This is a genomic window from Catellatospora methionotrophica (assembly GCF_011297335.1).
GTDB classification, from domain to species: Bacteria; Actinomycetota; Actinomycetes; order Mycobacteriales; family Micromonosporaceae; genus Catellatospora; species Catellatospora methionotrophica.
Window position 1 is genome coordinate 537,938 of record NZ_JAAOTJ010000001.1, and the last position, 12,768, is coordinate 550,705.

Here is a 12,768-nt window from a genome sequence, read left to right on the forward strand (position 1 = left end):
CCCGCCCGCAGCCGAGTTACCGCCCTTCACAGCCGTTGCCACAGCGCGGGCACGTTCGGCGGCTCCCAGCCGACCTGCGACAGGTGCGGCTGACGGCACTGCCAGCGCGCCCCGGCGTACGTCACGACGGCGCCGGTGGCATATGACGTGTTCACCGTCCACGCGGCCTCGGTCGGCGGCTGGGTGGGCGGGGTCGACGGACCGGCCGTGGCCGCGAGCACCGCGCCGAGCCCGGAGGCCTGGGTGCGCCAGTCGCGGGCGTTCGGGGTCGCGCCGGTCCAGCGCTGGCCGATCCGGTTGAGGCTGTCGCGGTCGGACTGCCAGATCGTGTCGGCCTGCCGCTGCGCGTAGGTCCGGTACGCGGCGACCCCGGAGGCGTCGGCGAGGTCCATCAGATACCGCATGAAGATGCCCTTGAACTGCTTCTGGTTGTCGTCGCAGCTGTTGGCCGGGTCGCAGGACTCGGTGAGGATGCCCGAGCGGGTCAGCACGGTCGAGTTCATCGCCGCGTCGGCCAGCTGCCGCGCCCTGGTCAGCAGTGCCGCGTTGCCGGTGGCCCGCCACAGCTCGACCGCCCCGCCGATGGCCAGCCCCTGGTTGTACGTCCACACGGTCTGGCCGTTGTTGGCGCAGCCGCCGGTGATCCCGTCGTTGACCAGCCCCGACGCATTGACCATGCCGCTGGCCGAGAACCAGTTCCAGCCCGCGTTCGCCCGGTTCAGCCACAGCGTGTCGCCCGCGATGCGGTTGTGCAGCGCGGCGGTGAGCTTGATGTACAGGCCGATGGTGACCGCGTTCTTGTAGGTGCGCTCGCGGTTCCACCAGACCCCGCCGCCGCAGACCCCGTCCCAGTACGAGTGCATGTAGTTGCCGATGGTGACGGCCATGTTCAGGTACTTCGCGTCGCGGGTGACGTCGTAGGCCTGCACCCAGGCCAGCGCCCACCAGCCGGTGTCGTCGATCGCGCGGCTGATGAAGTTGCCCTCGATCGCGTCACCGCTCTTCTGCCCGGCGGGCATCACGCCCTTGTTCAGCTCGTACGTCCGGTCGATCAGCCAGCGGTAGTCGGTCCGGCCGGTGCGTGCCGCGTAGTCGGCGAGCGCGGTGACCGCGACCGCGGAGTTCCACCAGCTCGACGGCCACCACGCGGTGTCGGTGCGGTAGGCCCAGGCCAGCGCGTCCGCGGCGGCGGCCGGGCGGTCGGCGGCGGGGCGGGCCCAGGCCGTGCAGCTGCCGTTCGCGCTGCCGGTGGCCCGGCCGCAGGCACGGACCGCGCCGCCGTAGAGCAGCGAGCGCGGGTCACGGCTGTTGACCATGGTGGTGCGCACCGAGGCAGCCCCGGACGGGACGCTGATCCGGCCCAGCGACGAGCCGTCCGGCCACGAGACGCCCTCGTCCCAGGACCGGTCCAGCCACACCTCGTCACCGGCGGTGCCCGCGGCGAGCGTGGCCCAGGCCAGGCCGCGGTTGTCCAGGTGCAGGTCGATGCGGCGGTTGCTGATCGTGGTGCCCGGCACGGGCTGGTTGTCGCCGACGGCGGTGGCCGGATCGGCTCCGTCGCAGACCGCGTCGCAGACCTTGGTGTACGCCCAGGCGGTGCAGGTGACACCGCCCGCGTCGCCGCACGCGCGGACCATGCCGCGCCGGTGCGCTGCGGGATCGCCCACGTTGTACATCAGGGTGCGGGTGCCGGTCCAGGTCGCCGGGATGCTGGCCCGGCCGAGCAGGCCGTCCCAGGTGGAACCGTTGGTCCAGGTGCGGTCGAGCCACACGGAGTCGCCGAGCACGCCGTGGTCGATGCTGGCCCAGGCCATCCGGTCGGTGTCGGACACGTGCAGGACCAGGCGACGCCCGTTGAGGTTGACCTCCGGCACGGGGAACGTCTCCTGGCGGGCCAGCGACGGGTCGCGGGTGTCGCAGTAGAGCGCGCACACGGTCGGCGCGGCGGCGGCCGGGGTCGCGACGACCGCGCCCGCGAGCCCGGCGAGCAGCGCCGTGATGAGAACCGTCAGTCTGCGCATCGGATCCACCTCGCTCCGGGGCGCGTACGAGTTCCGGCACGTAGCAACGGATTTTCGTCGGCACCTGTCGATGTCTGGGGGTCGAAGTTAACAAACTTAACGGTTGACTGTCCACGGCGCGGCCGTGCCATCACGGCGAGGGGGAACCGGCGACGGGCAGCGCGGCGTCTCAGGTGTCGACTACCGGCAATGGAGGGGACCATGCACGTAGGACATCTGGACACCGCCACCGCGACGCGGCGGGCGCTGCTGCTGGGACTGGCGGCTGCCGCAGCGGTGCCGCTCGTCGGCTGCGGCGGCGAGGACGGCGGCCCGGAACTGGTAACCGCGGCGGGCGTGGACCACGTCGCCCCGCCCGCCGACGCACCGGTCGGGGCCACCGCCGACGGGCTGACCGCCTTCGGCCACCGGGTGTTCCAGGCGGCGGCCGAGCCGGGGAAGAACTTCGTCGCCTCGCCGCTGAGCATCGCGCTCGCGTTCTCGATGGTGCGCGCCGGTGCGGGCGGCACGACCGCCAAGGAGCTCGACAGCGTCTTCGGGTTCCCGGCCACCGGCCGCGACCAAGCGTACAACGCCATCAGCGCGCGGCTCGCCACCGTGGACATCCCGCCAGAGCCGGAAAAGGGCCCGCGCGACCCGAACGGAAAGCGCAACCCGCCGGTGGTGAGCATCGGCAACGCCCTGTTCCCGCGGCAGGGCCTCACCATCGGCGCGGACTTCCTGCGCACCCTGGCCGAGCAGTACGCGGCGGGTGTGCGCCCGGTCGACTTCGGCGGCGACGCGACGAAGCAGATCAACGCCTGGGTGGACCGCCAGACGGCAGGCCGGATCAAGGAGGTGTTCGACACCCTCCCGGCGAGCACGATGCTGGTGCTGGCCAACACCATCTACTTCAAGGCCGACTGGCGCGCCTACTTCCTCGACGTCGCCGACGCCGCGTTCACCCCAGCCGACGGCACGGTGATCCAGACGCCGACCATGCGCGCCTCCCTGCGGACCCGCTACGCCGAGACGGGCGGCGTCACCGCGGTCGAACTCCCCTACGCCGAGGGCCCGTACGCGATGTGGCTGATCCTGCCGCCGCCCGGCGGCAAGCCGGAGGACACCCTGGCCGGGCAGGTGCTGGCCCGGCTGCGGGGCTCGTTCACCGAACAGCAGGTCGAGGTCGCCTTCCCGAAGTGGGACTTCGCGTCCGACATCGATCTCGGCACCGTGCTGCCCGCGCTCGGTGTCAAGGAGGCTTTCGGCGGCGGAGCGGACTTCAGCGGCATCTCCCCCGGGCTGTTCATCGCGAAGGCGGTGCACAAGGCCAACATCACCGTGGACGAGTACGGCACCGAGGCCGCCGCCGTCACGGGCATCGCCATGGCGATGAGCGGGCCGCCGACGCCGACGGCGCGGTTCGTCGCCGACCGGCCGTTCGCGTTCGCCATCGTCGGCGGACCCGACCGCATCCCGCTGTTCATCGGCCGCGTCAGCGACCCCTCGGCCAAGTGACCTGCGTCTGCGTGGCACGGCGCGGGGCCGCGAAAGCGGTTGCCGCGCCGCGCCGGTCCCGGCGATGCTGCCCGGGTGCAGATGCATCCCGGACAGCTCTCCGTGACCGCGCAGACCGTCGCCTCGCTCATCGCCGAACAGTTCCCGCAGTGGCGGGACCTGCCCGTTGCCGGAGTGCGCTCGCAGGGCACGGTCAACGCCATCTTCCGGATCGGCGACGAGCTCACCGCGCGCCTGCCGCTGCAGGCCGGTGACGTCGGCGCGATCCGACGGGACCTGGTGGCCGAGGCGGCGGCGGGTCGCGAGCTGGCATCGCGTACCCGGTTCGCGACACCCGAGCCGGTCGCCCTCGGCGAGCCCGGCTGCGGATACCCGCTGCCGTGGTCGGTGCAGACCTGGGTGCCCGGCGTCATCGCCACCGAAAACGACCCCGGCGGCTCGGCGGCGTTCGCGCGCGACCTCGCCCTGTTCATCGGCGACGTGCGCGCGATCGACACCGGCGGCCGCACGTTCGGCGGCCGGGGCCGGGGCGGTGAGCTGCGCGGGCACGACGACTGGGTGCGGCACTGCCTGGACCGCAGCGAGGCGTTGTTCGACGTGCCACGGCTGCGGGCGATGTGGGCGCGGCTGCGGGAACTGCCGCGCGGTGACGCCCCGGACGTGATGAGCCACGGCGACCTGATCCCCGGCAACATACTCGTCGCGGGCGGGCGCCTGGCCGGGGTCCTCGACGTGGGCGGGCTCGACCCGGCCGACCCCGCACTGGACCTGGTCGGCGCGTGGCACCTGCTCGACCCCGGGCCACGGCAGGTGCTGCGGGCCGCTCTCGGCTGCGACGACGCGACCTGGGAACGTGGCATGGCCTGGGCGTTCCAGCAGGCGATCGGCGTGGGCTGGTACTACGTCGACAGCAACCCGGCGATGAGCCGGATGGGCCGGCGCACCATGGCGCGGATCCTGGCCGCCTGAAGCCGCCTCACCGGTCAGCCGCCGTGCCGAGCGCCTGGAAGAACTCGCGGACGTCCCCGGCGAGCAGGTCTGGGACCTCCATCGCGGCGAAGTGGCCGCCACGGTCGAACTCCGACCAGTGCCGGACGTCGTAGAGCCGCTCGGCCAGTGGCCGCACCGCCTGCGTGATGTCGTGGGCGAACACGGCCACGCCGAGCGGCACCCGGCACGTCAGCGGACCACCCCGCGGGGTGTCGTGGTGGAAGCGGCCCGCGGAGGCCGCGGTCCTGGTCAGCCAGTACAGCGAGATGTCGGTGAGCATCCGGTCGTCGCTGACCGGGGTGGCGGGGTCGGTCCACTGTGCGAAGCGTTCGGCGATCCACACGAGCTGGCCGACCGGCGAGTCGGTGAGCGCGTAGCCGATGGTCTGCGGGGTGAGGGCCGTCAGGGCCTGGTAGGGCGGCCGGTTCGCGATCAGCGCGCGGACCTTGTCCAGGCGCGCCTCGTCGGTGGCGGACACCACGACAGCCGGATCGGGCCGGGTCGGCAGGTAGTTGACGTGCACCCCGATGACCTGCTCGGGTGCCACCGCGCCGAGCATCATCGAGATGCCCGCGCCGAGGTCGCCGCCCTGCGCGCCGTAGCGCTCGTAGCCGAGGCGGCGCATCAGCTCGGCCCAGGCCCGCGCGACCCGGACGGCGTCCCAGCCGCGCTCGCGGGTCGGCCCGGAGAACCCGTAGCCGGGGATGGACGGGATCACCAGGTGGAAGTCGCGCGACAGCGGCTCGATGACATCGAGGAACTCCAGGAACGAGCCCGGCCAGCCGTGGGTGAGGATCAGCGCCAGCGCGTCGGGGTTCGCGGACCGGACGTGGACGAAGTGGATGTTCTGGCCGTCGATCTCGGTGATGTAGTGCGGCAGCTCGTTGAGCGCGGCTTCGTGGATACGCCAGTCGTAGCCGGTGCGCCAGTATTCGGCCAGCTCCTTGAGCCGGACCAGCGGAAAGCCGTACTCTCCGGCCGCGTCGGGGACCTCGTCGGGCCAGCGGGTTCGGGCGAGCCGGTCCGTCAGGTCGTCGAGGTCGGCTTGGGGGATGTCGATCCGGAATGGCGTGATCATGAATGGCGACCTCATTCGTTCGAGTGCCTAACGTTTGACTCCCTAACGATAGCGAATATCGTTAGGGCACCAAACGATTCGTGGGGTCGATCACACGATCACGGTTCACCGCCGGACGATCCGGCTACTCGCCGCCGCCCTCGGTGGCGTACCACGAGTCGAACCTGGCGCCCGGCGGGCGCAGGCTGTGCGCACCCGAGCGTGCCACCACGCGCAGGCCGTCCTCCCGCCGCGCGTCCCGCCGGCGGTAGAACGCCAGCACGGCCAGTCCCGGCACCGCCATGAAGCCGACGACCATGAACCAGGCCACCGGGGTGGTGGCAGGCCGGTCCGGCAGGTGGTCCGCGAACGTCGCGCCGACCGCACCGGCCAGCACCACGGCCCCGACGGCGCACAGGGCCGCGAGCAGCCACCACCGCCACCGCAACCGGCGCGTGGCGTCGACGCTGTACACGGTGCACTCGACCGGGATGCCGCAGACGTCGCAGACGACCGGTACGGTGATCTTCCCGTGCGGCGGGCGCGCGACCCCCAGCGGTTGCAGGGCGTACTCGCTGTAGCCGCCGCTGGGGTTGCTCTCGGACGCCACCAGGTGCGCCAGGTGCCGGTCCGGCACGTCAGCAGCCATCAACGCCTCCGCATCGCGTGGTGTCCGCCGTCGACCGTACACAATGGAGTCCCGGCTCAGGCGGGTTTGACGGGCTGGCGGAGGATCGTCTTGAGCTTGGCCGGTTCGGTGCGGCGCGGGTCGCTGAGGTAGATCTCGTGGTGGTCGCCGTTGAAGGTCAGGCCGCGCTCGGGTAGATAGCCTCGGTGCAGCCGGTCCAGGATCGGGCCTTCGTCGTCGTACGATCCGATGTGCAGGATCTGCACGCTTCTGCCCTCGGCCAGGGTGCGCAGCCCGACGGCGGCCAGCGCCGGATTGTCCTTCTTCCTGGCGGCCTCGGCCACGGCGGCGCGGACCATCTCCTCGGTGATCCAGTCCGGCTGGCTGATCAGCATGGTCCACGCCCAGGCGGCCTTGTCCCGGGTGATGAAAACCGAAGGGTCGGCGGCCCGCCACAGCCCTTCGAGAGGGCCGACCACGAAATCCCGGTCGAGGGTCTTCTTGCCGGCGAACTTCAGCGTGTACGCGACCGTGAACAGCGCCTCGACGGCCTCGGTGTACGCCGGGGAGGTGTTCGGATCGCCCTCGCCGTCGACCGCCAGGTAGCGCAGCTCGGGCACGTCGACTTCGGTGAAGTCCTTCGACGGTGCGGTGTACAGGTCGCGGCGGGCCTTCTTGACGTCGTACCTGTCCAACGCGGTCTCCTTCGTCAGCGCACCGAGGGTGCGTTCGGCCCAGGCGGCGTCGGCCTGGAGCATGGCTTCGCAGTAGTCGAAGATCGCCACCGCGGCGGCGGGCAGCGGAGCCTGAGCCGCCCTGGCGGCGCGCACCTCGGCTAACTGCTCCCCGAGCGCCGCGAGCCGCCTGGTGAGCCCTGCCGCCACGTCCTGCTCCGCCAGCCCCGGACTGTTCGCCATGGCGACCAGGACCCGCGAGCGCACCGGCGTCAGGGCGGACAGCGCCTCCAGCGTCGCCGCCGCGCACAGGTCGCGGCCCACCCCGGTCACCCGGTAGGTGGCTCGCGACTTCGCCGGTCGCGGCCCCTCCCCGACGGCCTCGATCAGGCCCCGCCCGGCGAGCTTGTCGAGCAGGTAGTAGATGGAGGAGAAGCCCAGCGCGGTCCAGGCTCGGATGCCGCGCTGCTCGATGACCCGCTCCAGTTCGTAGCCGTGGCGCGGCTGTTCGAGCAGCAGTCCCAGCACGGTCAGCTCGGCGTCGGTCAGCGTCACGGCGCATATTCTAGCGCTAGAATAAAACTCGGCTCGACCGGCGTGACGGAACCCCGTGCCCCGGCGCCCACGACGGCATGACTCCAGGTGGTGCCCCTGCGACCGGTGCTATCGTCCGCCGATGACCGACAGCCTCGATGCCGCCATCGCCGCCGCGCTCGACTGGGAACCGCACGCTGAGGACACCCTGCGAGCCGCCGGGCTGCCGGGAGCGATGCGCGTCTTCGACCTGTACTACGGCAGGGCCAAGGCGCGGCTCGTCACGCGGGCCAACGGCCGCGACCTGGTCGACGGCTGGTCGGCTGTGCTGCACCTCGCGGCTTCGATCGCGCCGGAGCAGTTCCTCGCGCAGCTACCCCGCCGCGTCGGCACCACGGAGATCGTGATCCTCGGCGACATCGACGATCCGCGCGCGACGAAGATCCTGCGCGAGCAGGCAAGGCATCCCGACTTCCTGCACCGGTGCAACGCCGTGCGAGCGCTGGCCACGCACACCGACCCGAAGGCGCGCAAAGCGATCGAGGGCGCCCTGCGTGATCCGCACCTCGTGGTCCGGAGCTACGCGATCCGCGCCGTCGCCGACGCTGATCCCGGCCGGGGTATCACCCTGTACGAGGCGCAACTGCAGGAGCCCGGCCTCACCCCGCTCCTGCGGCAGGAGGCGCAGTGGGCACTCTCCTACCTCCGCGACGGGCAGCAGATACCGAAGAATCCCTGGTGAGCTTGGCAGAGCACCAGCGAAGGGATGCCGTGGCCTCCGGGAAGCCGCAGCAATGGGCCCCTGGTCCGTGCACTCTGCCCGACACTGCGGCGATCGTCAGTTGAGGTCGGCCAGGTAGACGGCGACGATGGCGGCGGCGAAGACGACGACGCCCACGGTGACCAGCATGGCGCCGCGGCCGGAGGCGGGCAGGTCGCCCGCTCGGATGGCCGCGCCCGCCGCGCGGTAGCGCACGTAGCCGATCACGGCCGTGACGATACCGAGGGCGAAGATGCCCAGCGCGGAGGCGGTCGCGGCCGGGCGGGCGTCGGCCAGGTGCAGCAGCGCCACTCCCCCGGCGAGCATCGTCAGCGCGGTACGCAGCCAGGCGAGCAGGGTGCGCTCGTTGGCCAGCAGGAACCGTACGTCGACGTCGAGGCGTTCGGAGCTCATCGGGGTAGTCCCGGTTCGTCGGCGGCGCAGCGGAACCCGGTGTGCCCGGTGGTGCTGTCCGGAGTGGACATGGTGCGGGCGGCGACCCGGTAGCGGTTGCAGTACGAGTCGTGGCACAGGTACGAGCCGCCGCGCACGACCCGGCCCGGCCCGCTGTCCGGGCCACGCGGGTCGGTCTGCGGGGCGCCGTCGCGGTGCAGGTCGGCGCTGAACCAGTCGCCGCACCACTCCCACACGTTGCCCGACGTGTTGAACAGCCCGTACCCGTTGGGCCGGTAGGCGTCGACCGGGGCGGTGCCGAGGTGGCCGTCGTCGCCGGTGTTGTGCCGGGGGAAGGTGCCCTGCCAGGTGTTGCAGCGGTGCTGCCCGCGCGGGGTGAACTCGTCGCCCCACGGGAAGCGCGCCTGGTCGAGGCCGCCGCGCGCGGCCTTCTCCCACTCGGCCTCGGTCGGCAGCCGCTTGCCCGCCCACGCCGCGTACGCGCCGGCGTCATGCCAGGACACGTGCACCACGGGATGGTTGGCGCGCTGGCCGACGTCGGAGCCGGGGCCCTCGGGCGCGCGCCAGGTCGCCCCGCCCACCGGCAGCCACCACGGGGCTCCCGGCACGTGCGCGTCGAGCACGTGTGCGGCGGCCTCCCGGCCGACGAACTGGTGGAAGACGTACGACCAGCCGAACCGCTCGGCGTCGGTGCGGTAGCCGGTGGCCTTGACGAACCTCGCGAACTGCGCGTTGGTGACGGCCTTCGGGTCGATCCGGAACCCGGCGACCGTCACCTCCCGCACCGGGCCCTCGCCGTCGGCGGGGAACGTGTCGGGGTCCTCGCTGCCCATCCGGAACATGCCGCCCGGAATGGCGACCATGCCGCGCACGACCGTCAGCGGGTCGTGCGCGGGCACGGCGAACCCCAGCTCGCGGGGCGGCTCGCCGGACGAGGACGCGGGGTGGGCACTGGGCCCGCAACAGGCCGTCACCTGCACATTGTCCGTCATGCCCGCGCCGGGCCGGTCACGACGTCGAACGGCAGGCCGCTGGACGCGTCGCCGCAGATGTCCCGCAGCGCCTGATAGAGGTCCGCGACGACCTCCGGGCGGTCGTGCCACAGGTTGACGGTCTCGCCGGGGTCGGCGGCGACGTCGTAGAGCTGGCCCTGCGGGTGGTCGCGGTCCCACGGCGGGTTGGCGTGGGCCTTGCCGGAACCGGAGCTGAACAGGGCCGAGATCGACGGCTCGGAGAAGCCGCCGCCGGAGCCCTCGGCGAAGATCGCCTTCCAGGGTCCGCGCCGGATCGCGAACCGGCCGCCCAGGCTGTGGTGGACCAGCGGCCGGTCGGCGGGCGGGGCCGCCGAAGCGTCTCCGGCCAGCGCGTCCAGCAGGTCGAAGCCGTCGGGTGCGGCCCCCTGCGGCAGGGCGACGCCGGTGGCGGCGGCGACCGTGGGCAGCACGTCGGTCAGGCAGATCGGGGCGTCGAGCACCGCCCCCTCGGGCAGCCGGCCCGGCCAGTTGGCGACGAACGGCTCGCGGTGGCCGCCGTCCCACAGGTCGCCCTTCTGGCCGCGCCAGTCGCCGTTGGGCCGGTGCACGCTGCTGTCCCCGTCGTCGTCGAAGATCGTGACGGCGCCGTTGTCGCTGGTGATGATGAACAGGGTCTGCTCGCGCTGGCCGCGCTCGTCGACGGCCGCGACGAGCTGCCCGACCATCCAGTCGACCAGGCACACCGCGTCGGCCCGGTCGCCGAGCCCGGACGCGCCGCGTACGACGTCGGGCGGCACGCACGGCCGGTGCGGGGCGCTGGGCGTCACGTAGCACAGGAACGGCTGGTCGGCCGGGACCGATCTGATCCAGTCGACGGCCTTCGCGGCGAACGTGAGGTCCACCGCCGCCTCGTCGAAGCCGTCGACGGCCAGGCCGGGGCGCTGCTCGGTGAGGTAGTACGGCTTCTCCCGGTCGGGGATGCCGACGGTGCGGTCCTGATCGAGGAACGCGTACGGCGGCATGTCCAGTGACCCGGCGATGCCGAAGAACCGGTCGAAGCCCAGGTCGAGCGGCCCGCCGGTGAACGGGGCGGTGTAGTCGACGTCGCGGCCGAAGTCGGTCTCGACGTCGTCGTGCAGCCGCGCACCGGGCGCGAACGCGTCGCGCACGCTGCCGTCGCGGTGCCGCCAGCCCAGGCCCAGGTGCCACTTGCCGAACGCGCCGGAGGTGTAACCGGCGGTGCGCAGCAGGTTGGCCAGGGTCGGCCGCTCCGGTTCGATCAGCGCCGGGCCGTGGCCCATCAGCACGAAGTTCTTCAGCGGGCCGCGCCAGGCGTAGCGCCCGGTCATCAGCGCGTACCGGCTGGGGGTGCAGACCGCCGACGCCGCGTGGCAGTCGGTGGCCCGCACGCCCCGGGCGGCGAGCGCGTCGATGTGCGGGGTGGGGATCGCCGAGCCGTAGCAGCCCAGGTCACCCCATCCCATGTCGTCGGCCAGGACGATGACGATGTTCGGGTGGCTCACGTGTGACAGCTTCCGTCGGTGCTCTTGTAGATCCGGATGGCGTTGGTGGTGTTCTGGTCGATCTGGAAGTTGCCGGCCTGCGCGTTGTTGAAGCAAGTGGCGTTGGCGTACACGTTCTGGAAGCTGACGTTGCGGACCTTGTGCGTGGCGTCCATGCCCTGGACCACGTTGGGCTGCTGGTACGTCGTGTACGCGTAGATGTTGCGGAAGATGATCTGGTCGAGTTCACCGTAGCCCTGGGCCGGGTCGTACCACTTGTTGTTCTCGATGGCCAGGTAGAACAGCCGCCAGGTGGCGTTCTCGACGCGGATGTCGTCGAACAGGTAGCGGCTCAGCGTGCCGCTGCCCGCGTGCAGCGCCCGGAAGATCGCGGTCTTGGCGATCTGGTAGTGCTCGGCGTGGATGACGTCGTTGTCGTAGACGTGGAACGTCTGCGGGTCCTCGTGGATGTTCCACGAGATCATGAACGACGCGCCGTTCTCCAGCTGCCAGATCGTGTTGCCGCGGGCGATGGTGTCACCCCAGAACAGCTTGATCGAGTCGTCGTTGGACTTGACGAAGTTGTTCTCCAGCAGGCTCTTGTGGCCGCCGACCATGCCGTCGGTGCTGTACCACCACGACATCGTTTTGACGTTGTGGATCGTGGTGTACTGCGCGAGCGCCCGGACGTTGAACCGGGGCGCGTCAACGAAGGTGACGCCTTCGATGAGCACGTTCTGCGAGCCCTGGTCGGCGATGTCGATCATGCCGGGCTGGTCCTTGTTCAGGTCCTGGTTGCCGGTGTCCATGAACAGGCCGGAGATGACGCCGCGGCCCTTGATGGCGAGGTTGCTGACCGGCCCGTTGGCGATGAACGCGGCCTCGACGAAGGCACCGCCCGCCAGGTAGATCGTCTGCCCGCTGACCAACTGCTGGCCCGCGCCGAGGAAGTGCTTGCCGGGACCGAAGTACCGCACGTTCGGGTCACTCGGGGAGGGCACGTCGACCTCGGGCGGGTTGGCGAACACCATCATCGGGTGCAGGACCGGGTTGTGGATGTTCGGCTCGAACTCCACCGACAGGTTGCCCGGCTGGGTGATCGTGAACGTGCACACGTTGTTGGCGAAGCTGGTGGCGATCGCGGCCGAGTAGGGCCGGACCAGGCAGCCGGTCGCCGCGCCCGCGGACAGCTTGGTCACCCGTACGGTGACCGGGCCGGAGAACGAGAACGACGTCCAGGACGTGTCCAGCTCCCGGTTGGTGTCGGTCTTGCGGGCCAGGATCTTGTAGGCGAACGAGTTCTGCGGGGCTCCCGCGCCGAGCGCGGCGGTGACGCTGTACTGGTCGGAGGCGGTCACCCCGGCCGGTCCCGGATACACCGACAGCTGGTCGGGGGTGCCGAAGGCCGGGTAGATGCCGCCGTAGGGCAGCGTGTCGCGGTGCGTGGCGATCTCGGCGACGGTGGCCGCCGCCGAGGCCGCGATGTTGTCGGCGATCGCGTCGACGGTCGGCACGGTGCCGGAGATCTGGGTGATCCCGCCGCCGAAGTCGTACTGCTTGCCGGTGTAGGGCGCGCCGTTCGCCGCGGCCGGAGCCGCGACGAGGGCGCTGAGGAGGGCGGTGACGAGCAGGGTGGTACCGGATCTGCGAAGCATGGGGGCGGTGCTCCTTGTCTGCGGTGTCCTTGCCTTGCGGTGTCCTTGCCTTGCGGTGTCCT

General features: G+C 71.6%; 11 protein-coding genes. 3 read left to right on the forward strand and 8 right to left on the reverse strand.

Annotated features, from left to right (window positions below; all coding sequences use genetic code 11):
* Positions 1 to 26: 26 nt before the first annotated feature.
* A complete protein-coding gene (locus HAV40_RS02410; protein WP_166378513.1) occupies positions 27 to 2,021 on the reverse strand; it encodes a glycoside hydrolase family 76 protein in 1,995 nt (664 codons plus the stop codon).
* 201 nt (positions 2,022 to 2,222) lie between these two features.
* Here HAV40_RS02410 and HAV40_RS02415 point away from each other — a divergent pair, with 201 nt between their 5' ends.
* Together HAV40_RS02415 and HAV40_RS02420 are read left to right on the forward strand one after the other, a co-directional pair.
* A complete protein-coding gene (locus HAV40_RS02415; protein WP_166378515.1) occupies positions 2,223 to 3,518 on the forward strand; it encodes a serpin family protein in 1,296 nt (431 codons plus the stop codon).
* A gap of 81 nt (positions 3,519 to 3,599) precedes the next feature.
* On the forward strand, positions 3,600 to 4,487 hold the full coding sequence (locus HAV40_RS02420; RefSeq protein WP_166380036.1) for an aminoglycoside phosphotransferase family protein: 888 nt from the start codon (positions 3,600 to 3,602) through the stop codon (positions 4,485 to 4,487).
* A gap of 7 nt (positions 4,488 to 4,494) precedes the next feature.
* Here the strand turns inward: HAV40_RS02420 and HAV40_RS02425 are convergent, their stop codons facing one another.
* From HAV40_RS02425 to HAV40_RS02435, 3 genes are all read right to left on the reverse strand, one after another.
* The gene (locus HAV40_RS02425) at positions 4,495 to 5,586 is read right to left on the reverse strand and encodes an epoxide hydrolase family protein (RefSeq protein WP_166378517.1); all 1,092 of its coding nucleotides are present in this window, start codon (positions 5,584 to 5,586) and stop codon (positions 4,495 to 4,497) included.
* Positions 5,587 to 5,710: 124 nt separating this feature from the next.
* Positions 5,711 to 6,214 (reverse strand): hypothetical protein, encoded by a 504-nt coding sequence (locus HAV40_RS02430; RefSeq protein ID WP_166378519.1) that lies wholly within the window; start codon positions 6,212 to 6,214, stop codon positions 5,711 to 5,713.
* 56 nt (positions 6,215 to 6,270) lie between these two features.
* The gene (locus HAV40_RS02435) at positions 6,271 to 7,422 is read right to left on the reverse strand and encodes a GyrI-like domain-containing protein (protein WP_203671343.1); all 1,152 of its coding nucleotides are present in this window, start codon (positions 7,420 to 7,422) and stop codon (positions 6,271 to 6,273) included.
* Positions 7,423 to 7,543: 121 nt separating this feature from the next.
* Between HAV40_RS02435 and HAV40_RS02440 the strand changes: the two genes are divergently transcribed.
* Entirely contained in the window at positions 7,544 to 8,143 is a 600-nt protein-coding gene (locus HAV40_RS02440; protein ID WP_166378521.1) for a HEAT repeat domain-containing protein, read from the forward strand.
* A 96-nt stretch (positions 8,144 to 8,239) separates the two neighbouring features.
* Here HAV40_RS02440 and HAV40_RS02445 read toward each other — a convergent pair whose 3' ends face one another.
* The 4 genes from HAV40_RS02445 to HAV40_RS02460 are packed head-to-tail and all read right to left on the reverse strand — an operon-like array spanning position 8,240 to position 12,706.
* The gene (locus HAV40_RS02445) at positions 8,240 to 8,575 is read right to left on the reverse strand and encodes a YidH family protein (RefSeq protein WP_166378523.1); all 336 of its coding nucleotides are present in this window, start codon (positions 8,573 to 8,575) and stop codon (positions 8,240 to 8,242) included.
* Complete coding sequence (locus HAV40_RS02450; protein ID WP_203671345.1) at positions 8,572 to 9,567, reverse strand: formylglycine-generating enzyme family protein; 996 nt, start codon at positions 9,565 to 9,567, stop codon at positions 8,572 to 8,574. Before HAV40_RS02450 ends, HAV40_RS02445 begins: the two co-directional genes overlap by 4 nt.
* On the reverse strand, positions 9,564 to 11,072 hold the full coding sequence (locus HAV40_RS02455) for a sulfatase family protein (protein ID WP_166378525.1): 1,509 nt from the start codon (positions 11,070 to 11,072) through the stop codon (positions 9,564 to 9,566). The genes HAV40_RS02450 and HAV40_RS02455 overlap by 4 nt, the downstream gene beginning before the upstream one ends.
* Entirely contained in the window at positions 11,069 to 12,706 is a 1,638-nt protein-coding gene (locus HAV40_RS02460; RefSeq protein ID WP_166378527.1) for a hypothetical protein, read from the reverse strand. The genes HAV40_RS02455 and HAV40_RS02460 overlap by 4 nt, the downstream gene beginning before the upstream one ends.
* Between the last annotated feature and the right edge of the window lie 62 nt (positions 12,707 to 12,768).

What these genes read in the sequence shown, in the direction of transcription:
- HAV40_RS02410 (WP_166378513.1), bottom strand. Translation starts at nt 2,021, where the DNA reads ATGCGCAGACTGACGGTTCTCATCACGGCGCTGCTCGCCGGGCTCGCG.
- HAV40_RS02415 (WP_166378515.1), top strand. Translation starts at nt 2,223, where the DNA reads ATGCACGTAGGACATCTGGACACCGCCACCGCGACGCGGCGGGCGCTG.
- HAV40_RS02420 (WP_166380036.1), top strand. Translation starts at nt 3,600, where the DNA reads ATGCATCCCGGACAGCTCTCCGTGACCGCGCAGACCGTCGCCTCGCTC.
- HAV40_RS02425 (WP_166378517.1), bottom strand. Translation starts at nt 5,586, where the DNA reads ATGATCACGCCATTCCGGATCGACATCCCCCAAGCCGACCTCGACGAC.
- HAV40_RS02430 (WP_166378519.1), bottom strand. Translation starts at nt 6,214, where the DNA reads ATGGCTGCTGACGTGCCGGACCGGCACCTGGCGCACCTGGTGGCGTCC.
- HAV40_RS02440 (WP_166378521.1), top strand. Translation starts at nt 7,544, where the DNA reads ATGACCGACAGCCTCGATGCCGCCATCGCCGCCGCGCTCGACTGGGAA.
- HAV40_RS02445 (WP_166378523.1), bottom strand. Translation starts at nt 8,575, where the DNA reads ATGAGCTCCGAACGCCTCGACGTCGACGTACGGTTCCTGCTGGCCAAC.
- HAV40_RS02450 (WP_203671345.1), bottom strand. Translation starts at nt 9,567, where the DNA reads ATGACGGACAATGTGCAGGTGACGGCCTGTTGCGGGCCCAGTGCCCAC.
- HAV40_RS02460 (WP_166378527.1), bottom strand. Translation starts at nt 12,706, where the DNA reads ATGCTTCGCAGATCCGGTACCACCCTGCTCGTCACCGCCCTCCTCAGC.